Here is a 26,082-nt window from a genome sequence, read left to right as displayed (position 1 = left end):
ATAATAATTCTAAATTTTTTGTTTTTTCTCTACAAATCAATCGTTGGAATCAGAAAATTTTTATGATTTAAAATACATGTCAAATAGCAATAATGCTAAAATATAGACATCCTGATCGTCATTAACCGTTATTGTATGAACACCACTGACTAGATTGTTTCTTTTGATGCTGCCGACAACTTTATTGTCACACATCATTTTAGCTTCTCCATTGATTGTTCTTGAAGTGATGGTGAATCCTTCCTCACCTAACGTTCCTCTCATGGATTCCTTCAGATGAACAGCATTTTTCAAGTTAAAAACAGTCGCTGCTTTTCCGAACAATTCTCCATTTTTATAAATAAGCCAGCTTTCATTGTTTGCCAGTAATTTCTCCCGCTCCCATTCTACGCTATACACATTGTCACCAATCGAAAGTCTAAAGGATAAATACCATGGCGCTTTTCCTTCTATACAGCTGTCTACTACTCTGTGCCAGCGCTTTGTAAATAGGCGCTGATAGACACCCTTTTGCTCTTTTCCTTTAAATAGAGGTTTTGGCGTGTGCAGAAATTTTTGCAGGACATAAATAGACCAGTTCTCTGTGTTAGCCGGTATATAAGCCTGTTCCTTTTTGGAAAGAATGTTCGCAACGATATACAGCACAACAGCAGCAACTAAGGAGAGCGATGCTATCATAATCGTTGTCACATCAATCTGTCCGATGATAAAATACCTGACGACAGTACCAGAGAGTATTAGGAAAAACAGAATATATAAATGCAGCAAAGCATTTCCCCTCCTTTTCTCTTCTTTATGTACGAGTCAAGTAAGCTTTTAGTTTCCATTTTATTGCTTCATTTGTTTTAATTGCTTCAATCCAGTAAAATAAACAAGAAGGAGGGATCGAATGAAATTCTCTGTAAAAGAAGAAATTGCTAACAGCATCACCCATGGAATCGGCTTACTATTAAGTATTCCAGCGCTTGTTTTTTTAATTGTTAATGCAGCTGAAACAGAAAATCCGTGGAGGATTGTCAGCTTTTCGATTTTCGGTACGACCATGCTGCTCCTGTATCTATGCTCGACTCTTCTTCACAGCACAACATATGAAAAACTGAAGGATTTTTTTGAAATCCTGGACCATTCTGCCATCTATTTGCTCATCGCAGGGACATACACACCCTTTTTGCTTGTAGCTATTAGAGGACCCCTTGGCTGGACATTGTTCGGAATTGTTTGGGGACTTGCTGTTGCCGGAATTGTCTTTAAATGTTACTTTGTGAAAAAGTTTATTGTCGCATCCACCATCTTGTATGTTATTATGGGCTGGCTGATTGTTTCAGCGATAGTTCCTTTATTTCAGGCTATCGGAACACAAGGTGCGGTGCTGCTCGTAATTGGCGGTATCCTTTACACAATCGGCAGCATCTTTTATGTACTGCAAAAGACACCTTACTTCCATGCGATCTGGCATGTTTTCGTCTTAGCTGGAAGCTCGTTCATGTATTTTTGTATCTTATTTTATGTATAAAAAAACCAAATCAGCAGCTGATTTGGTTTTTTTCTTAGCTTTTTCGTTCATATACAAGGAAGCGGTAATCATAATCATTCTGTTCATTTCTAATCCCTTTTTCTTCACTGATAACACGCCATTCATTCCAGTCAATTTCGGGGAAATAAGTATCTGCCTCAAATTCACCACTGATTTCCGTTATGTACATTCTGTCTGTAATTTCAAGCGTTTCTTTAAATATTTCTGAGCCGCCAATAATAAAGATTTCCTCATCCTTCGTTGCCTGCCAACTATTGAATTCAGCAATGGAATACAGAACGGTACAGCCTTCACAAGAATAGTGCCTGTCTCTTGTCAGTATAACGTTTTCGCGATTAGGCAGATTCCGCCCGATAGAATCCCGCGTTTTTCTACCCATGACTATAGGATGTCCTGTTGTTACTTTCTTGAAGTACTTTAAATCTTCCGGCAGATGCCAAGGCAATTGGTTATTAAACCCTATTGCCTGCTTGTCATCCATCGCTACGATCATGGAAATCATACACTTACCACTCCTTTAATATGAGGATGTGCTTCATAGTTAACTATTTCAAAATCTTCATATTTGAATGAGAATATATCTTTCACATCTTTATTCATCACAAGCTGCGGCAGCGGCTTTGGTTCTCTAGTAAGCTGAAGCTCAACTTGCTCGATATGATTATTGTAAATATGAACATCACCGAACGTATGAATAAACTCTCCAACCTCAAGGTCACATACTTGGGCAATCATATAAGTCAAAAGTGCATAGGACGCAATATTAAACGGCACCCCTAAAAAGACGTCAGCAGAACGCTGATACAGCTGACATGAAAGCTTTCCGTCAGCTACATAAAATTGAAACAGACAATGACATGGCGGCAATGCCATATCAGGTATGTCCCCGACATTCCATGCACTGACTATCATCCTGCGAGAATCAGGATTGTTCTTAATTGTGTGAATTAATTCAGCTATCTGATCTATTGTGCTGCCGTCGCGTGCGGTCCATGATCTCCACTGATGTCCATACACAGGGCCAAGATTTCCGTCCTCATCTGCCCACTCATTCCAAATTCGCACATTATTGTCCTGTAAATATTTAATATTCGTATCTCCATTTAAGAACCACAACAGCTCATGAATAATCGAACGCAAGTGGAGCTTCTTTGTCGTAATCAGCGGAAATCCTTCTGCCAAATCGAAACGCATTTGATATCCAAATGTACTGACTGTGCCAGTTCCCGTGCGGTCCTCTTTCTTTGTTCCCGTCGTCAAGACATGCCTGCATAGATCTAAATATTGCTTCATTTATTCAACATCCTTTTCCTGCTAAAATTTCTTAGTTAATGCTGGCAATCTGTTTGTAAGTTAAAGGTGCCAGCTCCTTTAATGTTTCCTTCGTTGAACCGCCCAAATAATACATGGCAAAGGTTTCGGCAAAATATTCCTCTGGATAGTTCAAAAAATATTGGCTGTACGGAAACAGCGTTGCTTTCTCCTTATTCCAAGCAGCGGTAAAAGCTTCCGTTTTACTATAATAATTCAAAACCTTATAGTCAATGGAATGGGCAAGCTCATGAAACTCCAAATTAACGGAGCCATGCCCGCTGCCCTTTGGGCTCGCTCCAATTTTTACAAGCACTGTTTGGCCGCCGCCGATTCCTGGGACATCATCCCACGTTTTTTCGGACCGATAGCCTCTTGGTACAATTCCGGCAAACTGTTGTGCCGTTGGATTATCTGTCAGCTTCCCCGTAAACAGCTTCACTTTTATGCCTTTTTTCTCGATTTTCTGCAAAAGTGACTGCGGCAGTCTATTTATACGTTTCGCAATTGCTGCTGCTTCTTTCTGGTCAAAGGCTGGTTTTGGCAGCAAAATAATATTTTGCAGGTTCATTTGTTCAGATTGAGTCAGCTCTCCCTTAATAATGGACTGAACTGGAAAATCCTTTAGAAATATGCCATCTATGTCTTGTTGAGAATTCCCCATCAGGAAGGAGACTATGCCAATCATAAAAAACGGCATAAATCTTCTTATATGCTTCATCCTTTTCTCCCCATCTTTCTTGCGATGTCTATACATTATGTTTGAGGTTCAAGCAGATTCCTAAATTAATAATCTACTAGATTATAGCATATATTAAATCGTAAGAGAGCAGTAAAGGATATTGGAAATACCTTCAAAAAAAACCTTTCAAACAGAACCAATGAAGGCTTCTATTCTGAAAGGCTAACTTGTCGTTATTAACTTACCATAACTTTTCTTTAAACGTCGAGTCCATAGTTGCGGCATAATGCAGCAAGTCCGCCTGAGAAGCCGCTTCCGATAGCATTAAACTTCCAGTCACCATTATGTTTGTACAATTCACAAATAACGACTGCTGTTTCCACAGAGAAATCCTCTCCCAAGTCAAAACGAAGAATTTCCACATTTGTTTCTTCATTAACGACTCTGACAAACGCATTGGAAACTTGGCCGAAATTTTGGTTTCTTGAATCGGCATCATGAATTGTTACAGCAATGCCTACTTTTTCTACATGTGCAGGCATCTTAGAAAAATCGATGACAATTTGCTCATCATCTCCGTCTCCTGCGCCTGTCCGGTTGTCGCCTGTGTGCTCGACACCACCGCTCGGATGTGCAAGGTTATTATAGAAAATGAAGTCCACATCATTTACTACCTTGCCGTTTGCATCTGCCAAAAAAGCAGATGCATCTAAGTCAAAATCAACCCCGCCGTCATAGCGGTTCGTATCCCAGCCTAATCCGATTACCGCTCTAGTTAAGCCCGGGTTTGTTTTTGTTAAGTCGATTCTTTGTCCTTTAGATAGATTAATGGACATCCTTTTCTCCTCCTTTTTTCTTCTGGTTAAAGCCACTATTCCTTAAGAATAAGATTTTACGACTTCACCAAGACTGCCAGCAGATGTGCCAGATCCGATTGCGCCAAACTTCCATTCTTGGCCGTGTCTGTAAAGTTCACCAACAATCAAGCTTGTCATCCCATTATAATTATCTGTCAAGTTATAGTGAAGCATAGTATCGTTTGAGCTTGGATTAACAATGCGTATAAAGGCATTTTGAATCATGCCGAAATGCTGTTTTCGTTTGATTGCATCATAAATATTAACAACAAATACAAGCCTATGAACAGATGCAGGCACTCGGCTCAACTCTACGAAAACTTGCTCGTCATCCCCTGCACCGTCTCCAGTCAAGTTGTCGCCGGAGTGCTGCACACTGCCATCTCTGCTCTTTAAGTTGCCAAAGTAAATAACATCACTGTTGCCCTTTACTTTCCCGTTCTCATCAAGCATAAGCACAGATGCATCACAGTCGACATTTCCGCCAGAACCGCCGCCGCCGAACAAGGAGCCAAATAAGCCGCCGCCACCCTTTTGCTGAACAGGATCCCAGCCTAGTCCTACCATAATTTTTGATAAACCTGGATTGCCTTTAGTCAAATCAACTTTTTGTCCTTTTTGCAGATTGATTGCCATATTGTCCACCCCTATGTATTTGTTTTTTTTATATAGTAGGGCAGAAATGTTCTGCCCTTATATTTAGCCTTTTAATTTCATTTGCTTGAAATTGTTTTGCAGCTGCTCGAGTTTTTTTGTGCCTTCTTCACGAAGTCGCTTATTCTCTTCCTCGATAGACTTTGTCTCCTGCATACCCTTCATAATGATATTCCAAGACTCTTCGATTGTCTCAATCTTAATGCTCGGCGCACCTGCCAGCCTTGCGATATCAACACTTTGCTGAGATATGTTCTGCGCATTTCGGACAAGCATCTCATTTGTACGGCGGTCAAGCTCGCTCATACTGTCTGCTACAAGCTTCTGTCTTTTAGCGGCAACAGCTTGAATCAAACCATTTTTGAAGATTGGAATTGTCGTTACAAATGCAGAGTTTATTTTACCTATCAGCTTCGTATTTCCCCGCTGCAGCAATCTGATTTGCGGTGCTGTCTGCAGGGCAACCATTTTAGCCATTTCCAAGTCATACACTCGTTGGTCGATAAGCTCGATTGCATTGCGCAATGTATCGAGCTGCATGGCTGCAAGCTGATCGCCTTGAATTGCTTTTGCTTCAATTGGAGGTAGCACTTCCTCTTTCAGCTGGTCAGATTTCATCGCACCTGCAACAGCATACTTCTCGAGTGTTAAGTAATACTGATAGTTTTGCTCATACATATTATCGAGCATATTTGTCGACTCGACCATTTCATTTTGGTACTTAGAGATTTCGACATATACTTTATCGATTTCCTGCCCCATAGACTGGTACTTGCCGAATAGCTTCTCCATTAATTTTTCGCTTTTCTTAAATAGCTTCCCGAAAAGTCCTTTTGAGGATTGTTCAAAATCCTTCTTATCAAATTTATCCATAATTCTGCCGAGCTGTTTCAAAAGTTCACCTGAGTCTTCAACTTTTGTCATTCTCATATTCCCTAAAATTTGATCTGAGAATTTCGAAATTTGGACAGCAGGCTCTTTTCCAAACTCCAATATTTGAATTTGGTCTCTTTCGTCAATCGATCTTGCCAATTGCTGCACTTCAGGCTCATTTCTTAACGAAAGCTTGATTTCAGAAACCTTATTTTCCGTTAACACATCTATCACTTGATGTTCATTACTTGAAGAATTAGATGATTGCATATTCACTGCTAATCTCCCCTTCTATTTTTTTTGAAGCCGTTTAGAATCATTTTCTTAAAGAATGATTCTTCCTTATATTCCATATCGAAAACAACATCCTCCAGCCAGTGAGCATCATAGGAGCCTTCTTGAATGAATGTCTCCATATCTGAATGACCTGGCGGATTATAAACGATAATATCTACACCGAATGAATTCAGTAAAAGCAATATAGCCGCATCTTCCCTTGTGAACAGACCGTTAAGCTCTGTTTTGTAGAGAATGACACTCGGCACATCCTGTGAATAGTCAAACTTCTGAAGCAGCTTCAGGATATCTGCAGGAATAATCAGCCCTTGTGTAAACAGAAATATAGCTGCTTCCTCTTCTGTCTCATTCGGCAAAAGCTTCAGCTGCGGCTTATCGCATATTGTGCGTATGCTTGAGGCAATTCCCTTTTGCAGCCCTAGCGGCAAGCGGCTATAGTTCCAGTAATTGGCTGTCATCATTTTGTTAATATCTAATTTCCCTTCTCTGTCGAGGGCACTTCGGTAGTGGAAACGGTAATCGCTGACAACAGCTCTTGTAAACGGGAAATTCTTGATTAAAAGAGCATGGTCGACATTTACAAGACTATGCATCCGATCCCAGTATTCCTTTCTATTGCTGCTTACACCAAATACTTTAGCAAAAATAGTTGGAATTTTCACTACTCCATTGCTGACTTCAAAGTTAGGGCGAATCATTGCTTTTTCTTTCTCCAACAAAAAAAGCTCATCATATGTCGTTTTTAAGGTGACAGAAGTAGGAGTATAATCCCTTAGTTGCCATGGTTTATATAGACCAGAACCTTCATGATTAAGAATGCTTTCAATTTCTTTGGACGCTCTGTACGCAACCGTTGCCGTTCTCCGCCGTTTTTCAGTTGGAAACTCTTCTGCCTCTTTTGCTTGCGGATATATATGTGTAAAAGCCGGCTGTCCTTCACCGGATATTTGTGTGAGGATGTCATCACCATTTGGACTGACGACCACTAAATCACAGCCTATTGTAGCCAAGTATGTCAAAAAATAAGCCTGGCTTTTGCTGCCTGTCCCGTACCACAAAAATTGCGGCAGCCGATCTTCCTCTCTGCACGCTTCAAGACTCGGTTCAAGATGATTGATGGACCATTTAATGACATCGACAAGAATTCTTCGCAATTCGCTGCTTTTTAAGCCACTCGGCTCTGCTTCTGCAAATCGCTCCAAAACCTTAATCATCCCTTCCCTTAATTTCCTATGAATGGATGGGACTTGAGATTTCAACAGCAAATTCTCTCCATCTAAAAAAGCGACAAAGCGATTGACCGAAAGATTTTGTTCTTGCAGCAAATTCAGCACTCTTTGAATCGCCTGAAAATGCTTGTTGTCAAGCACCCTATTCAAGTGATGGTTGCTGATAAGCACAAGCCTGCTGTCATCTTGACTGACCCAATCATACAGCTGGTTGTAGTATTCGTCTTCATCCATCGGAACGCCAAGCAGCTTTACAAGCACTTGTCCGAATGTGATGACACCATTTTCTTCTTTATAGAGCGGCCTGCTTTTTGGCGGCTGCTGCAATGTTGTATACCAGTTTTCCATTGATACAGGAAGTATCTGCCCATTCAGCGTGTGTAAATTAACATTCATTTTCCCACTTCCCTAAACGAACTGCTCTGTTAAATATGGCCTTGTGATTTGAAAAGGCTTTATATGTATCATAGCAAAAGTATATAGATATTGCTAAATATTTACCGTATATAAATTAGTACGTTTACTAGTCTAAAAAGTTTCATATTTTTTAAGCACTGCTTAACTTTCTAGCCTTCCAAGCAATATCTTTTGGGCTTTATATACCTATGTTCAATCCTTTTTAACGTCTCACCATTTTGAAGCAATTGCATATTATACAGTAAATCTAGGCTAAGCAGGTGTTATAATATGAGATCATTATATCGAAAAAAGTCTTATCATGAACTCGAGTCAGAACTGGAACAATTGGAGCAAGTTATAAGTTCCAAAACCTATCTTTTCTTTGATTTGTTTTTTATCAGTTTAATAATCAGTTTTGCCATAAGTGTGACCTTCAAGTCTCTTTTGCTAGGAATATTCACCTTTTTTATTTTTTATTCTGTTTTTATTGGCATCTATCGCTTGCTTTCCAAATGGTTTAAAGATTCTCCAACAGAGGAGTAGCATTCCTCTTATAAAGCCGGTGCACCGTTTCGATGATTTCTTCACCAGCATCAGCACCAGAGAAATTAGTAAGATTATAACGATTAGCATCTCGCACTTCGTCTGCTAATTCACCATGCTTTGGCATCCAAGCATGAGTACAAGCATCCAGTAAAGGAAAATCAAGGAGAGAGTCTCCTGCCCCTGCTGTAATTTTGATGCCTTCTCTTTTTTGGATAAATTTTACGGCTTCTCCCTTACACACAGGTGCTGGCATAAAATACAGCTTTCGCCCTTGCAGGGAAACCTTCCAGCCATTTTCTAATGCTATCTTTCCAATCAGTTTTTTCGTCTCAGAAGTTATTTGCTGTTCTAATATATAATAAAAGAAGAGATCATCTGCTATTTTCATAGAACCAGGTAAGGCTTGCCCGTTGACTAATTCCATCAGTTTTTCTTTTTCAATACATTGCTCTGCAAGCTTTACCTGAACTTCTTTCGTCCAATCTGACAATATTTCTCCTTTATAATGGATATTCGCACCATTGGAGGTCACACTGTAGGTGATTGGAATGTTCTCTTCGAAAATAAAGATACGCTTATATTGCTCATACGTTCTTGTCGTCACAGGCACAAATTGCAGCTGAGATGCAAGCTCCTTTAATTTTCTTAGTGCATCTATCTTCATATAGGAGATATAGTTTCCCTTTAATCTTTCAACAGGTACCATGCTTTCATTTAATGGAGTTCCCATTTCAGACAGAGCGCGTTCTGAATAAATCAAGGTTCTGTCTAAGTCTGACGCGAACATCATCATCATTTAGCACCAACCTTTTTAATAAGACCGCAGCATGTATAGCTCATTTGAGGATATGGAATGATTTCCACATTTCGTTCTTTTGCAAGCAAAACAATATGGCGCACATATGGGCTACTTGGGTCTTTCATGAGAATTTTCCACGGAACTCTCCTTAAAAGCACCCTAGTCGTCTCTCCGACTCCTGGCTTTACGTAATTAACTGTTTCAATTCCGAAAGATTCTTTCATTTCGAGGACTTCCTTCATTCCCTTGAAAGAAACTTCCTCTTCTTTTATAACATCCGAAATTGCCTGCTCCAATTTTTCTGTATCAATATGATGAAACTCAGAAGTGATTTCTTCCAAATACTTCTCTGAGACGTCATATTCTGTTAGTTCTTCGTAAAATTTTGCACCATGGAAATCTGACTCACCTATATAGGCATCATTCAGCACGGTTCTGCTGATAAGACCAGAGACTGTTGAATTTAAACATGCGCTTGGAATTAGAAAATCCTCTCTTGTTCCATATAAATTTGTGCAATGCCCAGGGTCTGCCACTACAGCGAGTGCATCATCAAGCTCAAATCCGTGGCTGTCTTTGAATTCAGCTAGAGATTTAGTTAATTCGATGGAAATGGCTCCTTTGCCTGTCCAGCCATCGATAAATTGAATATTGCCCTCAGGATGTGTTTTTAGGATGTACAGAAGAGCATTTTCGTCAATCCCTCTGTCTCTGATGATGGAAATGCTATAATGCGGGAAGCTCATGCTGTATTTCTGCTCTAAGTAACGTTTAATCAATATACCGATCGGTGTTCCTGCCCTAGCTAAAGAGACAAGCACCGTATTATTGCCCTTTTTTCTGTAAATCTGCTCAGCAACAACAGCAGTGCAAAAGGCAACCTTCTCCTTATATTCATCCAGAGTTTCCCAAAAAACTTGGAGATATTTTTCTGGAGGATTATATTCCTTCGGCAGCGTTTCACTGTAATGCTGTCCACCCTGAATGCGGCGCTCCCGCTCCTCTGTATCGCCTTCTAAATTTAAGCTGCTTAAATCCTTTAACAGAAAAACAACATCTTCCTCTTTATAAGAGCCAAACTTTTTTAGATCGGTCTTTTCCATCATCTACACTACCTCCCACTGCAATGCACCACATTTATTTTTTTTACTCCCGTTTCTTTAAGCTTTGCAAGCAAGAGCTGAAGCTTATCTTCTTCCACTTTTCTCTCAAAGAATATAAAAATATCATCGTATGCATAAGACGGAATATTGTATAAATAATGGTCTATATGCTCATCTTCAGGGTTTAGAAAATGGATGGCTGTTTTGGCTCCATAATGGTTTTCATTATGAGGATAAATCGGGCTTCTCGTGCTGGATTGGTAGGAAACACCCTGTCCCATTAGACTTGCAATTTTCATTGGAATATACATAAACTCGCCAGTTCCAATACAGAGTGTTTGGGTGCCAAGTCTCTTTTTAGCCAAGTAATCAGCTGCTTTATCCATCCAGTGATTTTCACTTGACAGAAGTCCGAATCTTCCAGTATCCCCTAAGTAATAGCCAGGATTTTCCTTGCCTGCTAATGTTCGTGAGTAATAAGGAAGCTGGCTGTTTTCCGTAAAATCATCAAGCGAAATAAACTCCGTCTCCACATTATCCGTGATTAAAGGATTTGTTTCCTGTTGAATATCTTCGATTTGCAGCGCTCCTTCAAGACTGAATTCTCCCTTTAATAGACTCACAATGCGAATATTAATCTTGAGCTCCTGCTCTAACTGTTTTAGCTTTTGGTCATTTTCTTTGCTGCGCCAATCCAGAATGGAGACAATTGTATACTCTTTCCGCGGGAATTTCCCCTGAATATCCTTAATAATATTAATGGCAGTCTTTCCTGTCGTCAGTTCATCATCAACAAGAATGACTTCGCGAGTATTATCAAGCATGGAAACATCTATATAGCAGCGATGAGACGTAGCATGGGAGTGCTCCTCCTCAAAAGAAATTATCGATTCCATACCCTCCACTAACTCCCGAGTCGTGTGAAAAAAGGACGCATGTTGAAATGCTTTATAGAAACTGTGGCCCAGTGCAGTTGCTGTTTCGGCAAACCCGATAATAACAGGATCAGCCGTCTCCTTCCTGATGAAAGGGGCATCCTGAAAATTCGCAATGGAATGATGATAGCAGTCAAGCAATTCCTCTCTTTTTGCAGATAGACTATCTATCTTTAATTCTTCATATCTGGCAGCAAGCGCGAAACCCGTCCATAATCCAAGCTGTGGCTTAATCGGAATATGTTTTCCTAATAGCCTGCTGACAAACAAAAACGACCTTTTTTTATTGATTCTTGCCGCCATTTGAAATAGTTCTTCTGCATGCAGCTCAAATGGATTTTCCTTTATTTCAATATGCATCTTTAAATCATTTAGAATTGGCAATAAAATTTTCTTGTTTGAGTAAGTCAATGTATGTAAATTCTTCATGGAACACCCCATAAACTCTAGATTTTAGCATGATTTTCTGAGCCCAATAGAAATGGGGCTTTATTTCATTCATTTTATTGGAGAAGGAGCTTTTCATTACTCCAATCTCTCCATTACTGCTTGCAATTATATTTGCCGCGTCCAAATATTCCTCATAGCTGACAACATTTAACGCTTGTACAGGCTTAATATGGGTTGGGTGAATGATTGTTTTTCCTGTCAGGCCATTCGTAATGTCCATCAGTACTTCTCTAATCAAGCCATCCATATGCTTATCAATAAGCTGTGTTCTCATCTGCATGCCTGCCTTGCCGTATCTTTTTCTAAATGGCGTTTCCCGCAGCTGTGGTATCAGCATTCTCTCTTTGGAAGAAAAGTACTCCCAAACTGGTCCTGAAACAACATATGGACTGTCAGCGCGTAAAAATACATTGATGATATCTGTGATGCAATCGCGGATAATGGCCACATCATACACCGTTGTATCACTGTTTCTCCGAATGCCATAAAGACCGCAAAAATCAGTCGCTCCAATGCGGACATTTAAAATAAGATGTTTATATGTATCAAGAACTTTTTTAATCGATAACAGTTCTTCGAGCCTAGTCTCTTTTTCTATTATTTTCTTCGTTTCTAGTATCGGCATTGCATACAGCAAATTCCCCTTCGTATTATAGGCATCCAATTCTTGCAAAATGATGCTGCCAATTTGGGCATCAAACTTAGGAATCACAATACCTGTCAGCAAATGCATACAATCTTTAAGAGCGTTCATCAGCCGTAAAAACTGGTCAACAGAGCGAATTCTAATAAAAATCATTGGCATTTTGCTTTTCACTAATATTCCCTGCTCTATACTTGCCTTTATGTTAAGCAGCTCTTCTTTTAATTTCGCTTCTGCAAGCTCTACTTCATGATCACCGATAGAATCTTCTAAGCATATAACCATTGATGTTAAGCCGGGATGCTTGTTTATCAGAAGATCATGATAAATATTTGGTCTAGTTGCAGGCATATACAGGGTGGAGGCAAGGGCATAGGATAAAATCTCCTTATCAGAAGTTATCGACAATTCCTCAGGCTCCTTATAAAAAAGCTTTTCAACAAGCTGATTATTTAAATCGGAAAATAATTTCATTTCAGTAACTCCATTCCACTATAAAGCCTTTTGTGATTAGACTATTCTGATAATTATTATATAAAAAAAATTAGAAATTACCTTTTATTTTAATATAATATCGGTTTTCTTGCATTAATATTTTCTTGTTATGGGTAAATTTGTAATAACATGAGGATTATGTCTTTAGATGGAAAAAAGAAGGGATGACAACTTGTCATACCCCTTCTCTCTCGTTACTTTATTAAGCTTCGCCTTGCTCTGCTTTTTTCTTATTACGATTATGAACAACAAATGTTGCTGCGAAAGCGATAATTAATATGCCAAAGAATACAATATGGTGTACATGAACACCAAACACACCTAAGAACATCTTTACAGAAATAATTAAAATCAAAATATATGCTGTGCTTTCCAATTCTGGCACACGGTCAATCAATTTCAGGAATACACCTGCAACTCCGCGCATCATCAGAACGCCGAGCATACCGCCGACAAGCAGCACCCATACTTCGTTGCTGACACCGAAAGCGGCAAGAACGCTGTCTACTGAAAAGGCAATATCCATTAGCTCAACAGCGACAACTGTTCCCCAAAATGTACCGAACAAGCGGATTAACAAACCATTTTGGTTAATGCCATGCGATTCTTCTTCGTTTTCTGCTGCTTCCTTCTCTTTTCGTTTATCGATAAAGTACTTGATTGCTAAATACGCCAAGTACGCTGCACCGAGTACCTTTACCCACCACAATTTAATTAGTAATACACCGACTCCAATTGCGATGAAGCGGAATATGTATGCTCCAAGCAAACCGTAGAAAAGAGCTTTTTTACGTTTTTCAGGCGGAAGATGCTTAACCATAACAGCAAGCACAAGTGCGTTATCAGCTGATAGCAGTCCTTCCAAAATTATAAGTGTTCCAATATATCCCCAGCTCACTGGGTCTGACAGTACTCTTCCCCACGCTTCCCAATCAAAAAACATAGAATATGTTTCGATAAAGGATTGAATAATAGCATCCATTCGTGTAAGTTCCTCCTCATTGATCGCTGTATCAGTTTTGTATTTTTTTATCTGCAATCAAATGGAAAGGCAATTGAAAAGGTTATCCCCTCTAAAAGCAACTAACAGATTAGCCGACTTGCAGTCCGAAATCTGTTGCTAATGCTGCCAAGCCGCCTTGGTAGCCGCTTCCGATTGCACTGAATTTCCATTCGTTGTTATGGCGATAAAGTTCTCCGACAACAAGCGCTGTCTCAATAGAGAAATCTTCTCCTAAGTCATAGCGGATAAGCTCTTCATTATTTTGTTCATTCAGAATACGCGCATATGAGTTAGAAACTTGTCCGAAGTTTTGGTTTCGTGCGTCACCGTCATGAATTGTAATAGTAAAAGCAATCTTTTGAACACTTGCAGGCACTGCTTGAAGGTCAATAATAATTTGCTCATCATCACCGTCTCCTGCTCCAGTTCGGTTGTCACCAGAGTGAACGACAGATCCGTTTCCGCCAGATGTGTTGTTGTAGAATACAAAATCAGCTTCAGATGTTACTTTACCGTTGTCACCAAGCAAAAATACAGAAGTATCCAAGTCGAAGTCATTTCCGCCGTCATACTTGTTTACATCCCAGCCAAGTCCTACGATAACTTTCGTTAATCCTGGGTTTCCTTTTGTTAAGTCTACTTTTTGTCCTTTTGATAAACTGATTGCCATGATTAATTCCTCCATTTTTTTCATTTTTATTATCTACGTTTCAAATGCTTCAATAGTTTCGCATTTTTATTATTTGTCGGGATTTTTTTTTAACTCATCCATTTAGGCGGAGTATTTTTATCCCAGTAGATATTGCCTAGTGCATAATGATTTTGGAAATTATCCTGAAACGTGTGATAATGAAAATTGAACCAATAGCCATCTTGCGGGGGGCGATCCCTTCTTACATGAAAGCGAATCACGTCTTGATTTTCTTTCACTATGTGGAAAATCCGCTCGCTCGTCCCAGGGCTCGGCATTTCTGTAACCGTAAGCTGGCTCAAATCTTCATCAGGGAAGCTTGAAGTCACATTGTTAATCGCTTTTTCAATATTCGGTAAAATCGCAATTCTGAATTCATCCTCAATCACCGGTTTAATCTTGCTCCCGAATTTCGTATAGCTTTGCACTTCTGCTTCTTCCATCAGCTTGCCCACGACCTTATCCCTTTCCGAACGCTCATCCAGAATCCCCGTATCAAGGGTTAATTCTTCTGAAGAGACTGGCAGCTTGCTTTCATCAGCAGGCTTCTTTTCATCACCATTGCTGGTATTGTAAAAAGCGGAAGGGGACGGAGTTACCAGTCCAAATGTTAAGATCGACACAAAGACAACAAGACTTTTTCGAATCCAATTAGGCATTGTAAACACCTCACTTTCAAAAATCCTGTTAATCCTATGTAAAGCCAGTTTTTTTCTTTGTTTAATGGTGCTCTAATATATATACAGTACTATTCAAGTATATAATAAAGTACAATTATTCAGCCACTATTTATACAGTATTATTTAAAAATTATAGCCTGTTATCCTTAATTTTTCCTATAATTCAATGATGCCATAGTGAAATTTGGCTGTTTTCCGCTGTATTCGCTGAAAACCAAAGGCTTCAAAGCGCGTGCTTTTATAATGGTCCTTCAGTACAACCCTTTCTTTGGCGACACGGCGTGCTTCTTCTATCATCGTGGTTGTCCAGTCTTCATAAACAGCTAAATGCTTTAATGGTTTAATTCCATCTGAATCAATGCTTTCCTCAAACATTGGATCTAAATACACACAATCGATACTGTTTGTCTCTTTTTTTCTCAGCTCAACAAGTGCATGTCCGCTCGTCACCTTCACCCTTCGCATAGCTTCATCCATTTGCTCATCATGGGACTGCCAGACAGCAAGACCTTCTTTGACAATAAAGGCAATGACCGGACTTGCTTCCACTCCTTCAACTGCTCCTGATTTTCCGACTGCAAAGCTTGCGATAATGCTGTCAGACGCTAAGCCGAGCGTACAGTCAAAAAGAGACTTTCCCTCTGTTAGATTGCAAGCATCAACGAAAGGATCATGCTCCTCTTTTTGCAGTCTTTTAATTCGGAACATTGCAGAGCTAGGATGAAAGAAAAAAGGCTCGCTCGCATTTGCTGCAAACAGTTCATATCTTTCCTTGCCCGCCACTAACACATCTTCTTGATACTTAGTGATCAGAGATTTGACTGTCCTTTTATTTCTGTCCACATAGCTGCACTGCAGCAAGGCTGCTGCCGTTTTCGCTTTGTCTATCATTTCTTGATTTGTTCTTCCTGCAGTTGTAACTATCATTTTCATTCACCTTTCTTAACACTTAAAAGGAATTGCCTTTATAAGAAAAAAAGAGGGGCTGCTAGTGTGCCCCTCTTTGCTTGTTCTATTGCTTTTATTATTAGCAGTTTTGTTCGAAAGCAGACATCAAATTTTCCATAATCGCTTCCATGGAGTTGCCTTCAATATCATAACGAGGGATAAAATGGACAACCTGATTGTCTTTAATTAAAGCCATAGAAGGAGATGATGGCTCGATATCTCCAAAGAACTCCCTCATTCTTGCAGTCGCTTCTTTATCTTGACCTGCAAATACTGTAATAAGATTATCCGGTTTTTTCTCTGCTTGTAATACGGCCTGTGTTGCAGCAGGTCTTGCAAGACCTGCTGCACACCCACATACAGAATTAACAACAACCAGTGAAGTTCCTTTATTGCTGCTGATAAACTCCTCTACCTCTTCTTCTGTTGTTAATTCCTGAAAACCTGCGTGCACAAGCTCTGCTCGCATCGGCTTTACCATTTGTCTCATATATTCTTCATATGCCATCGACATTACTATTTTCCTCCTTTATTTATGCATGTGCTATAAGCATACAATAATGAAATGCATACATGCAACGAAATGAATCTGATTAGGCGTGTTTCTTTCTTTTTTCTTTTCCCACTCTTTTTACCTGTAAAAGATGACATGTTCGGATAACTGGACGAATAAGAAGCAAGACGCTTCCTGAGATATAAAGAACGGCACCTGTTATCTTCCAGCTCAACAGCATGTTGAAAATCGTTCCTAACAGGAATAACAGTCCAATCAGGATATCATTGATTGTATATATCGCCTGATATTTATCCTTTAAAATGATAGCTAAAGAACCGATAGAGATAACATGATTTTCTTCTTCTTCTGACTGTTTATTCATGTTTTTTAACACCTCGCTAAAAGAAATACTAGTGAATGTATTCCTTTTAACGGGGAGTCTAAACACAATTAGTCCAACAAGAAATATTTTCTAAAGTCAATCCTGCTTGCGTGCTTCAGTCATCTGTTTCCAGACAGAACCTTTCGCCTCTTCTCCAAGCTCAATTCTTTCGATAGCCATTTTAATTTGCAGACTTACTTCAAATTCAGGATCATCTTCATGAGCCTTTAATGATGGCAAAGCCCTTTCATCTCCCACTTCATACAAGAACATTGCAGCACGCCATCTTACAAGCTTGCTTTTGTCATCTAAAGCTTTCATCATTTCTTCCATTGCTTCAGAGAAGCCTAAATCTGACAAGCAGTCACCTGCAGTTCGTCTTACTGTTACCGTTTTATCTTGAAGTGCTTTATAAAGGGACGGCAGCACGATTACATCTTCAATCATTCCGAGATATACTGTTGCTAGCCTGCGAATGGACGGCTTTTCATCATCAAGTGCTGCCGTTAACACTGGTATATCATCAACCGTCGGATCCTCACTTTGTTCTAATCTCTGATATCTAATCTTCCAATCTTCATGCTCTAAATCTTGAAAGGTCAGTTTGATTTTTTCCCGCTTGTTCAAAGTTGCTTCTGCTGTTTCTGGGTTCTTTGCAGCTTCTGCTAGGCTTGCAATTCTTTCATCAGGATATGCAGCCATCAATTCCTCTTGGACAGCTTGACCAATTTCGTCAAACTCACCGTAGCGCACTCCGAATTCCTGCCATTTTCTGCTTGCCACAACATTATCTTGCGGCATTCTTACCTCTGAAACGGCCTTCATGAATTGCTCTGGCAAGCCGTAACGCTTTTCTTCCGTTCCATCCGTCAGCTTTACTTGCATAGGTATCCCTTTGTACATTTGCACAAGCACTTTTATTTCACCGAAATGCTCGTTCACTTCCGGCTCTTTTTCTAAACTTTCTGCTTCTTCCCCAAAAGCATTTCGTACTTGGGCAAGAAGTTCCTTCCAGTCATATTTGGCATTTCGTTCAACTGCCAAGAAATCAGCAACATGGTAAACCCCTCTAATACCTTCAATTGCCAGAATGTCCTGGATTACCTTCGGTGCTTCTTCGGCATTGTCCTTTTTATAGTTATTGCTTGTTCCCATCGGCAGTTCTTCATTTAAATTGATTTTCATCGTATTCGGGCTAGGAGTAGGTTCAATCGCCATAATTTTCATCAAAAAATCCCCCTCAAAATCATTTTTTAACGGTTAACTTTCAGCAATCTCAGACAGATAGCTCCACCGTTCTATTAAAAATTCCAATTTCTCATTTAATTCTTCTTGTTCTTTAAGCAGAGCGTTGGCTTTTTCAAAGTCACTTCCTGTGTTTTCCATCTCTGTTTCAATCGCTTCAAGGCGGCTTTCGCAGTTTTCTATATCACTGTCGATTGTCGCCCATTCTCGTTGTTCATTATAGCTTAGTTTAACCTTCTTCTGTTTCGGCTGTTCTTGCTGCTTCGGCTTTTCCTTCACCGCTTTTTCTGCCTGCTCTTTTTGTTTTTCGGATTGGAGATATTCGGTGTAATTGCCGTAGTAGCTCTCTATATTACCTCCGCCTCTGAGCACTAACAGCTCTTGCGCTACTTTATCTAGGAAATAGCGGTCATGGGATACTGTAATAACAACACCTTTGAACTCATCTAAATAATCCTCCAACACCATCAGTGTTTGTGTATCAAGATCATTCGTCGGCTCGTCTAAAAGCAGGACGTTCGGCTCGCCCATTAGTATTTTCAGCAAGTATAATCTTCGTCTTTCCCCGCCAGACAGCTTGCCGATAATGGTTCCATGCGTATGGGGCGGAAACAAGAATCTTTCGAGCATTTGTGCAGCAGAGATCGTTTTCCCGTCTGTTGTCTCAATGATTTCAGCCGTCTCCTTTAAATACTCAATCATGCGCTTTGATTGGTCCATTTCTTCGTTTTCCTGCGTATAGTAAGCAATTTTCACTGTTTGTCCAATAATATAGTCACCATGGTCTAGCGGAATCTTGCCAGCAAGAATGTTAAGCAGCGTTGATTTTCCTGTACCATTATGACCGATAATGCCAATTCTGTCTCCAGGCTTTACAAGGAGATTAAAGTCCTTCAGAATCGTTTTGTTTTCAAAGGATTTGGAAGCAGACACAAGCTCAAAAACCTGTTTACCTAGCCTGCTGCCTTTTAAGGAAATATCCAGCTTGCCTTTATCCTGAACGGATGCAAGTTTGTCATCTAATTCTTCAAAGCGCTGAATTCTTGCTTTTTGTTTAGTTGAACGGGCTTTAGCACCTCTGCGAATCCATTCCAGCTCTCGTCTGAACAAATTCTTTTGTTTATCAATAGTTGCTGCCTCGTTTTCTTCTCTGATTGCCTTTGCTTGCAGAAACTCTGCATAATTGCCTTTATAGCTGTATAAATTGCCTCCCTCTAGCTCAAACATCCGGTTGGTAACCTTGTCTAAGAAGTAACGGTCATGTGTGACAAGCAGCAGGGCACCATTAAATTTACCTAAATAGTCTTCCAGCCATTTAACCGCATCAAAGTCAAGATGGTTTGTAGGCTCATCCAAAATGAGCAAATCCGGCTCTTGAATAAGGACTTGCGCAAGAGAAACACGCTTTTTCTGGCCGCCTGACAGCTCACCAATCTTTTTGTCATAAAAGCTGACGCCAAGCTTTGTTAATACAGTCTTCGTATTCGTATGAACATCCCAGCCGTTTTGGGCATCCATTCTTTTTTGGATCTCGAACAGCTCGCCGTGCAGCTTATTATTTTCCGGGTCCTTTTCTAACTTGAGCAATATTTCCTCATAATTCCGGACTACTTTCCATACTGGTGCATCACCTGTATACACATAATCTAAAACAGTCATTTCGGGATGGATTTCCGGACTTTGGGAGGAGTATGCGATTCGGTAATCTTTCGGGGCGATAATCTCGCCTTCATCAGGCAAATCGATACCTGCCACTATCTTCAGCAGCGATGACTTGCCTGTGCCATTAATACCAATCAGTCCAACTCTTTCTTTTTCACTTATAGAAAAGGAAATGGAATGAAATAATTCTTTTTCCCCGTAAGTTTTTGTTAAATTTTCAATTGAAATACTCTTCATAACTACCATTCCATTCTTTATAGAATTCTTTTAAGTAATTTTCCATCAATTGATGCCTTTTTGCTGCAATCGTTCTGGCTGTATTCGTATGAAGCAAGTCCTTTAATTTCAGGAGTTTTTCATAGAAATGCTGGATGGTGCTAGACTGGCCGCTCCGATATTCCTCTTCTGTCATGTTTTCTCTAGCACCTACAGAAGGATCATATATGACATGTCCCTTTTTTCCGCCATATGCAAAGGTTCTAGCGATACCGATTGCGCCAATCGCATCCAGTCTGTCCGCATCTTGAACAATTTTCGCTTCAATCGACTCTGGCTCCGCGTTGTTTCCGCCGCTGTATGAAACCGTTGCAATTGCCCTCACTATATGATTTCGATCATTCTGTTCAAGCGGGAGACTTTCTAAAAACTGCTCAAGCAGCCGAGTACCTTCCTCTTTAGATTCGTTCAGTTTTGCATCTGCCACATCATGTAAAATAGCGGCAAGCTCTATAATAAATGGATTTCCGCTTGATTCTTTTTCACAGATGAAAAGCGCAGTATTTCGCACTCTGTCAATATGATGCCAATCATGGCCTGTCACATCATCTTTTAATTTATCTTTCACAAAATTCTCTGTTAGTTGAATGATATCCATTATTTGAATGAACTCCTATCTATATCCTACCGAAATATTGTAACACGAATGAAAAAAATCAACTACAAAACCGTTTGAAGCACCGATACTCTTTTCCTATCCCGTTTAAAGTTTGCAAAAGAGGAAAAAGATAACTAAACAATAGGAAGTGGAAGATAAAAAGATGTCTAACTCAATGCCAAAAGAAGCAGGGATAGATCACAGCTTAGACGTGCTAAAGGAAGGCTATCAATTTGTATCAAACAGATGTCAAGCTTATCAGTCTGATATATTTGAAACACATCTTTTAGGGGAACGGGCCATTTGTATGAGAGGGAGTGATGCGGCAGAGCTTTTTTACGACAACAGTAAATTCAGCATTATAAATGGCAGCAAGAAAGAATATGTAAAGAAAGGAATCTACCATTTAAACAATATTAATAGTTACCATTCCCGTTTAAAGAAATGGATACGTCGGGTTTAATGGAGTTTCTACAAATTTACTATTATATTTCGTATGGTTTCAGTTCCTTGTCAATAGGAATACAGAGAGTGAATTAAGTAAGAAAAAACAAATGCTTATCCTAGCAAGTGTTAACGGAACTTGGGAAACAGCAGAAACTTTACGACTTAGAGATACGGCATTTTAGGAAGAGAAAAAAACTTGGTAACTGCATTTCCAAGTTCTAAGTAGGTATAGGGAGCATAGACTCCTAACTTTATTTGATTATTGTTTCAGCTGGTGTAACTCCTTCATATTGTTTATACAATGTAACGATTTTCGTGATATACCAAGTTCTTTTGCTTGTAACCGGATTTTTCTCTAAAGTAATTAACTTATGTCCTGTTCCAAAGCTCTTGTAAGAACTTTTTAAATCATAAGCAATGCTATATATTACATTTTCATCGTTAATTTTTTCATCCTTCTAAACTATTCTATTCTTATACTTTAGACATACGAACGTGATTATATGAGCATATGTGTATACTTTAACATAGCCAATCTAAATAACAATTTCTTCTTAGTATTTTTTTAATAACAATATTCGAAAAAGAGCATTAATCGTAATTGGGTTAATGCTCTCGTTAATAGAGGCATAAGTTATTTATTTTCTTTTGTAAGTCCTAAGTATTCACCGGTTTTAGGATTAAATAAAACCTCTGCATTTAGACCATTTATTTTTCCATCTACACCAAGAAAAATGTAATTTTCATCTCGCATTAATCTAAAATGATATCCGTGTGAGAAAGGGGCATCTTTTGGGCTTGGTTGCAAATGATATTTTTCAACGGCAATTTTAATAATTTGACTACTATCAATATTAATTTCTAAATGTGGAATAGTTAGTTCATCGGAATTGCCAATTATTCTGTGACTTTTATGTTTGCCTTTTTCAATAACAAATACCATCTGGCGTTTAACTGATGGTAAAGCAAACACGCCTTGCCAATTTCCTTTTTTTCCATTATAGCCACTTAAAGTTTCATCATCAACACTGTTCATAAATAAAAGAATTGCTTCTTTATCGAATTTTTTCCCTAGTTCTAATCCTAAATTATACGCTTCTTTAAGAGTTAATTCTTTCTCTGGTAAATCTACTTCATAATTCCCATAGTCTATTGTTTCTTTAGCAAAACAGGAGATAGAACCCATGAGTATTAAGATAAAAAAACAAGCTAAAATAGTTTTCATTTTATACACCTGCTACCTATTGTGTAGGTAGTAGTTTTTCCATTTTCCAAATTAATAATGCTTATAGGACTATCTTTTTAAGATAGTCCCTAATGTTTTTTTAAAAATCAACCATAAAGAAACTTCTTGATTTTTGGAAAAACCTTCAAGGCTGTGTTATAAAACACATCTTCATGATACTCACTCGGAATAAGGTTTTGAATAAATTCAATATATGGTTGGAATGGAGCTAACGGCCAATCTGTCCCGAACAAAAGCTTATCATAGGAGTTGGCATATACGAGCGCATGCCTTAAATGCTGTAAAAATATTCCTTCTTGCGCCTTCTCTAACTCCGCTCTTGCCCCAACAACCAGCCCGGAAAGGTCAGCATAAACATTTCGGTTTTTATATAAAATCTCTGCACCAGTCAATGTCCATGGATCGCCAAAATGGGCCATCATAAAACGAATATTGCGATATTTCACCGCAACTTCATCAATTGCAAGCGGATGGGAATATTTCAACAACCCTCTTTCGGAGTATGTATCTCCAGTATGAAACACAACTGGCAAGTTATACTTTTCCGCTAGTTCATACACAGGATTGTATACTTTATCATAGGCATAGAACGGATAATAGCCTAAATAAATCTTTATGCCGACTACATGATCCTTGTGGATTTCCCGTTCCAGTTCTCTGATAGAAAAAGAATCTAGCTTGTATGGATTAACTCCGGCACAATAGACGATATTAGGCGGCAGTATATCTCCAAGATCAAGCCCCATCGGTGTTTGGGCCTTATAGTCGGGAAAGCCCATATGCGGCGTTTCTGTCACTCCCATGCCAATTGCTAAGACAATATTCGCATCTTTCATTTCTGATTGAACTCCGTCCGTGCTGTAATCAACTTTAGACAATGATTTTGCTGTTTCTTTAAATGATTCGATATTAGACAAATGGATGTGAGCATCAATAATTTTCATTGGTTCTCCTTTTCTATCACTCTATAATTTAGTAAACCAAAGGGATTTAAGTATGTCTAACTGTGATGATGTGACATTCATCTTATCAAAATAAAGGAAGCTCGGCAGTGTAAATACTCTGTTCTGATTGTCTCTTTCACAATTTGTCATGGAAACAAGCTGAATGATTTCATTATTTGTGTAATATTGTGTACTGATTCTGTTTCTGTCTGTGAGTAAATGCAGCTTATCCTCTGTACCTTGTAGTTTAACATGAAAGTCTTCCTTTAAAGTAATATCCTGCTCCATAGCTCCTGAAGTATAGACTCGGTTATGCAATTTATGATCAGCTAGCTGCAAAGTACAATTGTTATGCAAAAAGAGATTTGTATGCCATTGCTCCTTCTCCATTTTTCTGCCTGCCGTTTTATGCACAGACACAAACACAGCAAGAAGAGGCAATCCTGGCATTGTGACAAAGTATTGAGAAAATGAAAGCCCTCTCCATTGTGAGTGCTGGTTAATATCTGTATCGATTCTGATACCAGACCATTTGTTTGCGAAATTATCCCACACATCGACAAACGCAAGCTTAGTCGATTCTTTCATCATAGAATAATCATTCAAATCAGGCGGACCTGCCTTCATCCCGCCGGCCCAAGGGTTCCACCAGCTTTTTGCAATCAGCTCTGGAAATGCCTGATCAAGCCATTCTGTTTCGTTTACTTGTAAGGAAAAGATACCTGGATAATAATCGGCTGCAGCGGAAATTTCCAGGATGCCGTTATGAAGACGATATGTTTCAAATCCTTTTTCGTTTATGATGTTTTTTGTTATCCTTCCTTGCGGATAAAACAGGATGTTATCAAAATAAGATTCTCTTATTTCCGTCTTCATTACTATCGTCATTTTATTGACTGCCTGCCACGCAGCTGCTTCAAACGGTAAATGGAGCGGAGTATTGACTTTTAGATCTTGCAGATGGGCAGAAGCATTATTAATAATCAAATCCATATCAAATTTAAGCGCATTGTTGCGGTAACTGGCAAACTGATAGGATAAAGATGTATTTGCTTCAAGCATCGGGTTGCCGCCATTCCAGATTAACTCGAGACCTTTATGGATTTCCTTCTTAGAAGCTTGAATACCTGCCGCTGCTGATTCTACTTCTCTCCAATTCCTATAAGCGCCGATAGACATATACAGAGGCGGGAAGGAATAGACATTACCTTGCCTGCTTTTTTGTGACTCGAGATGCATTTTCCACCCTTCCATCCTTATTTTACTGCCTTGCGTCCAATATACACCGACAGGGCTCGACTGATCTTGAGAAAAATACCAGTTGCTGCTCATGTCTTTTGACGCAATGTCTCGCGGCTCCACCATATCGGCTTCCTTGAATACAACAACCTCCCCTTTTAAAGGTAAGTATACCTCTGCCCAATCATGATAAAAGGTCTCCTGCAGATGGATATCTAAAGAAGTCTGTTTGTTTTCAAGGAGAACCCATCTTTTCACAAGTCCTTCTGCAAATAGCTGGATGTTAAGCTTTATACTATTGTCTGGATGTTCAGTAGATTGATAATGAAGAGTGAGAATAATAGATGTCTTTTCGTAGGAGGTTTCGACTTTTTCTGGCTTCTTTTTTGACAGCTCATTGGAGTAGGGCTTGCCAAGCATCGGGGCAAACATGGCGAACGGTAAGTTCCCTGTCTGATTGGTGCCTGCTGTCATTACATTATCTGCCTTTCTGACATTCACTTGATAAATCCCATTAAAAACATGATAGTAATCTTTTGTTTCACCGAAAAATCTCTCACCAATTCCCTTTAATGCCAGTGCAATTGGTTTATTTACCGTAAGCTCACCACCTTGCCATTTCACTTGAACAAGGATGTCTTCATTCGTAAAGCCTAAAGCTAATATAGAAGCAGGTATTGATACGAACCGCTTTTCTTTGCCTTTTAGCAAAAGGCTGAATGTGGAATCTTTAAAAGACAAATATTCACTTTCAGGAAGCATAATGGTTGCCTGTACAGATTCAGTAAGATTATTTTCTAATTCCAAATCAAGAGCAATCTCGAAGCCTTCCTGCAATGCATAGTGAATCGGTTTTGCCATGATAGTTACTGGCGTTTTTGGACAGATTCCTAGTTTAAATGTCGTCATAGTGCCACCTGCTGCTATATTGACCGCAATGGTTGGGAATGTTTTGCCCTTTTCTGCCTCAGGTCCCTCGGTTAAAAAGAATGTATCTGTTATCGTCATTTCTTCTTCAACAAAGAGGCGGTGGTTAAAATCACAAATAACTCTTTCATTTGGACAGGATGATAACTCAATTAAAAGAGGAGTGGTGGACTTGTTCTTAATAAAACATGTAACTTCATGTTCTTGTCCTACGAGCAATTCATGATTTTTTAGAGATAATTCAATCGAGAAATCATCTGTTTCTAGTGCACATAAACCTCTGCCCGTTTTTTCAAAGCTTGCTTTAAGTGCGGTCTCTTTATTTACCCATTCATAGTCATAATAAGTAAACCCATCTACATTCTAAAGTGTACCCTTTGTAAAGGACATTTAAAAAAAGCCTAGGCAGTTTTAAGAAGATGATCTCTGTATTGAACAGGGGTCATCTTTTTTAAGTTCCACTGATATCTATAGTAATTGTAATAAATCAT

The 26,082-nt window shown here is 39.2% G+C and carries 27 protein-coding genes and 1 pseudogene; 3 read left to right on the top strand and 25 right to left on the bottom strand.

The window, feature by feature from the left end; translation table 11 throughout:
* Positions 1–60: 60 nt before the first annotated feature.
* Positions 61–768 carry a tubby C-terminal domain-like protein gene (locus M3600_RS08695; RefSeq protein ID WP_251645403.1) on the bottom strand — a complete coding sequence of 236 codons (708 nt, stop codon included), beginning with the start codon at positions 766–768 and terminating at the stop codon, positions 61–63.
* Between the two features lie 121 nt (positions 769–889).
* Between M3600_RS08695 and trhA the strand changes: the two genes are divergently transcribed.
* Positions 890–1,513: a PAQR family membrane homeostasis protein TrhA gene (trhA, locus tag M3600_RS08690; protein ID WP_233313465.1), complete on the top strand. Its 624-nt coding sequence runs from the start codon at positions 890–892 to the stop codon at positions 1,511–1,513.
* A gap of 34 nt (positions 1,514–1,547) precedes the next feature.
* Here trhA and M3600_RS08685 read toward each other — a convergent pair whose 3' ends face one another.
* From M3600_RS08685 to M3600_RS08655, 7 genes are all read right to left on the bottom strand, one after another.
* A complete protein-coding gene (locus tag M3600_RS08685) occupies positions 1,548–2,036 on the bottom strand; it encodes a dihydrofolate reductase (RefSeq protein ID WP_237941621.1) in 489 nt (162 codons plus the stop codon).
* Positions 2,033–2,827, bottom strand: a complete 795-nt coding sequence (locus tag M3600_RS08680; RefSeq protein WP_233313463.1) for a thymidylate synthase — start codon at positions 2,825–2,827, stop codon at positions 2,033–2,035. The genes M3600_RS08685 and M3600_RS08680 overlap by 4 nt, the downstream gene beginning before the upstream one ends.
* A 31-nt stretch (positions 2,828–2,858) precedes the next feature.
* Entirely contained in the window at positions 2,859–3,566 is a 708-nt protein-coding gene (locus tag M3600_RS08675) for an anthrax toxin lethal factor-related metalloendopeptidase (RefSeq protein WP_251645401.1), read from the bottom strand.
* Between the two features lie 218 nt (positions 3,567–3,784).
* Complete coding sequence (locus M3600_RS08670) at positions 3,785–4,363, bottom strand: TerD family protein (RefSeq protein WP_233313461.1); 579 nt, start codon at positions 4,361–4,363, stop codon at positions 3,785–3,787.
* Between the two features lie 42 nt (positions 4,364–4,405).
* The gene (locus tag M3600_RS08665; RefSeq protein ID WP_233313460.1) at positions 4,406–5,020 is read right to left on the bottom strand and encodes a TerD family protein; all 615 of its coding nucleotides are present in this window, start codon (positions 5,018–5,020) and stop codon (positions 4,406–4,408) included.
* 63 nt (positions 5,021–5,083) lie between these two features.
* The gene (locus M3600_RS08660; protein WP_233314726.1) at positions 5,084–6,181 is read right to left on the bottom strand and encodes a toxic anion resistance protein; all 1,098 of its coding nucleotides are present in this window, start codon (positions 6,179–6,181) and stop codon (positions 5,084–5,086) included.
* A gap of 8 nt (positions 6,182–6,189) precedes the next feature.
* Positions 6,190–7,833, bottom strand: a complete 1,644-nt coding sequence (locus tag M3600_RS08655; RefSeq protein WP_237941624.1) for a YceG family protein — start codon at positions 7,831–7,833, stop codon at positions 6,190–6,192.
* Positions 7,834–8,124: 291 nt separating this feature from the next.
* Between M3600_RS08655 and M3600_RS08650 the strand changes: the two genes are divergently transcribed.
* Positions 8,125–8,379, top strand: a complete 255-nt coding sequence (locus M3600_RS08650; protein WP_233313458.1) for a hypothetical protein — start codon at positions 8,125–8,127, stop codon at positions 8,377–8,379.
* Here M3600_RS08650 and M3600_RS08645 read toward each other — a convergent pair.
* The 13 genes from M3600_RS08645 to M3600_RS08585 all read right to left on the bottom strand — a co-directional run bounded on the left by M3600_RS08645 (position 8,354) and on the right by M3600_RS08585 (position 20,788).
* Positions 8,354–9,178, bottom strand: coding sequence for an HAD family hydrolase (locus tag M3600_RS08645; protein WP_251645400.1), 825 nt, complete (start codon positions 9,176–9,178; stop codon positions 8,354–8,356). The genes M3600_RS08650 and M3600_RS08645 overlap by 26 nt on opposite strands.
* Complete coding sequence (locus tag M3600_RS08640; protein ID WP_233313456.1) at positions 9,175–10,287, bottom strand: cysteine protease StiP family protein; 1,113 nt, start codon at positions 10,285–10,287, stop codon at positions 9,175–9,177. The genes M3600_RS08645 and M3600_RS08640 overlap by 4 nt, the downstream gene beginning before the upstream one ends.
* A 5-nt stretch (positions 10,288–10,292) precedes the next feature.
* A complete protein-coding gene (locus M3600_RS08635) occupies positions 10,293–11,648 on the bottom strand; it encodes a phosphoribosyltransferase family protein (protein WP_251645398.1) in 1,356 nt (451 codons plus the stop codon).
* A complete protein-coding gene (locus tag M3600_RS08630; RefSeq protein ID WP_251645397.1) occupies positions 11,587–12,786 on the bottom strand; it encodes an HpcH/HpaI aldolase/citrate lyase family protein in 1,200 nt (399 codons plus the stop codon). Before M3600_RS08630 ends, M3600_RS08635 begins: the two co-directional genes overlap by 62 nt.
* A gap of 223 nt (positions 12,787–13,009) precedes the next feature.
* Positions 13,010–13,789, bottom strand: a complete 780-nt coding sequence (locus M3600_RS08625; protein ID WP_233313453.1) for a TerC family protein — start codon at positions 13,787–13,789, stop codon at positions 13,010–13,012.
* 109 nt (positions 13,790–13,898) lie between these two features.
* Positions 13,899–14,480, bottom strand: coding sequence for a TerD family protein (locus M3600_RS08620; RefSeq protein ID WP_233313452.1), 582 nt, complete (start codon positions 14,478–14,480; stop codon positions 13,899–13,901).
* 89 nt (positions 14,481–14,569) lie between these two features.
* Positions 14,570–15,160, bottom strand: coding sequence for a YpjP family protein (locus M3600_RS08615; protein WP_233313451.1), 591 nt, complete (start codon positions 15,158–15,160; stop codon positions 14,570–14,572).
* Positions 15,161–15,337: 177 nt separating this feature from the next.
* On the bottom strand, positions 15,338–16,108 hold the full coding sequence (locus M3600_RS08610) for a class I SAM-dependent methyltransferase (RefSeq protein WP_251645396.1): 771 nt from the start codon (positions 16,106–16,108) through the stop codon (positions 15,338–15,340).
* A 100-nt stretch (positions 16,109–16,208) separates the two neighbouring features.
* Positions 16,209–16,643 (bottom strand): BrxA/BrxB family bacilliredoxin, encoded by a 435-nt coding sequence (locus M3600_RS08605; protein ID WP_233313449.1) that lies wholly within the window; start codon positions 16,641–16,643, stop codon positions 16,209–16,211.
* A gap of 79 nt (positions 16,644–16,722) precedes the next feature.
* Positions 16,723–17,007 carry a YrhK family protein gene (locus M3600_RS08600; RefSeq protein WP_233313448.1) on the bottom strand — a complete coding sequence of 95 codons (285 nt, stop codon included), beginning with the start codon at positions 17,005–17,007 and terminating at the stop codon, positions 16,723–16,725.
* Positions 17,008–17,103: 96 nt separating this feature from the next.
* Positions 17,104–18,234, bottom strand: a complete 1,131-nt coding sequence (locus tag M3600_RS08595; RefSeq protein ID WP_251645676.1) for a conserved virulence factor C family protein — start codon at positions 18,232–18,234, stop codon at positions 17,104–17,106.
* A 33-nt stretch (positions 18,235–18,267) separates the two neighbouring features.
* Positions 18,268–20,151 carry an ABC-F family ATP-binding cassette domain-containing protein gene (locus M3600_RS08590; protein WP_233313444.1) on the bottom strand — a complete coding sequence of 628 codons (1,884 nt, stop codon included), beginning with the start codon at positions 20,149–20,151 and terminating at the stop codon, positions 18,268–18,270.
* A complete protein-coding gene (locus M3600_RS08585; protein ID WP_233313443.1) occupies positions 20,132–20,788 on the bottom strand; it encodes an HD domain-containing protein in 657 nt (218 codons plus the stop codon). The genes M3600_RS08590 and M3600_RS08585 overlap by 20 nt, the downstream gene beginning before the upstream one ends.
* A gap of 358 nt (positions 20,789–21,146) precedes the next feature.
* On the opposite strand from M3600_RS08585, the pseudogene M3600_RS08580 reads away from it, so the two are divergent.
* Positions 21,147–21,417: pseudogene (locus tag M3600_RS08580) on the top strand (IS1595-like element ISSpps1 family transposase); the annotation flags it as partial.
* A gap of 452 nt (positions 21,418–21,869) precedes the next feature.
* Here M3600_RS08580 and M3600_RS08575 read toward each other — a convergent pair.
* The 4 genes from M3600_RS08575 to M3600_RS08560 all read right to left on the bottom strand — a co-directional run.
* Positions 21,870–22,460 carry a hypothetical protein gene (locus M3600_RS08575; protein ID WP_233313441.1) on the bottom strand — a complete coding sequence of 197 codons (591 nt, stop codon included), beginning with the start codon at positions 22,458–22,460 and terminating at the stop codon, positions 21,870–21,872.
* Positions 22,461–22,567: 107 nt separating this feature from the next.
* Complete coding sequence (locus tag M3600_RS08570) at positions 22,568–23,425, bottom strand: amidohydrolase family protein (protein WP_237941633.1); 858 nt, start codon at positions 23,423–23,425, stop codon at positions 22,568–22,570.
* Between the two features lie 21 nt (positions 23,426–23,446).
* Positions 23,447–25,672, bottom strand: coding sequence for a hypothetical protein (locus M3600_RS08565; protein ID WP_251645395.1), 2,226 nt, complete (start codon positions 25,670–25,672; stop codon positions 23,447–23,449).
* A gap of 320 nt (positions 25,673–25,992) precedes the next feature.
* Positions 25,993–26,082: IS3 family transposase (locus M3600_RS08560; protein ID WP_164849538.1), on the bottom strand; the 90-nt coding region annotated here is incomplete at its 5' end.

This window comes from Niallia sp. MER 6 (assembly GCF_023714395.1).
In the GTDB taxonomy this organism is placed as follows: Bacteria; Bacillota; Bacilli; order Bacillales; family Cytobacillaceae; genus Niallia.
The sequence above is the reverse complement of the archived record's forward strand: the minus strand, read 5'-3'. Positions and strand labels throughout refer to the sequence as shown.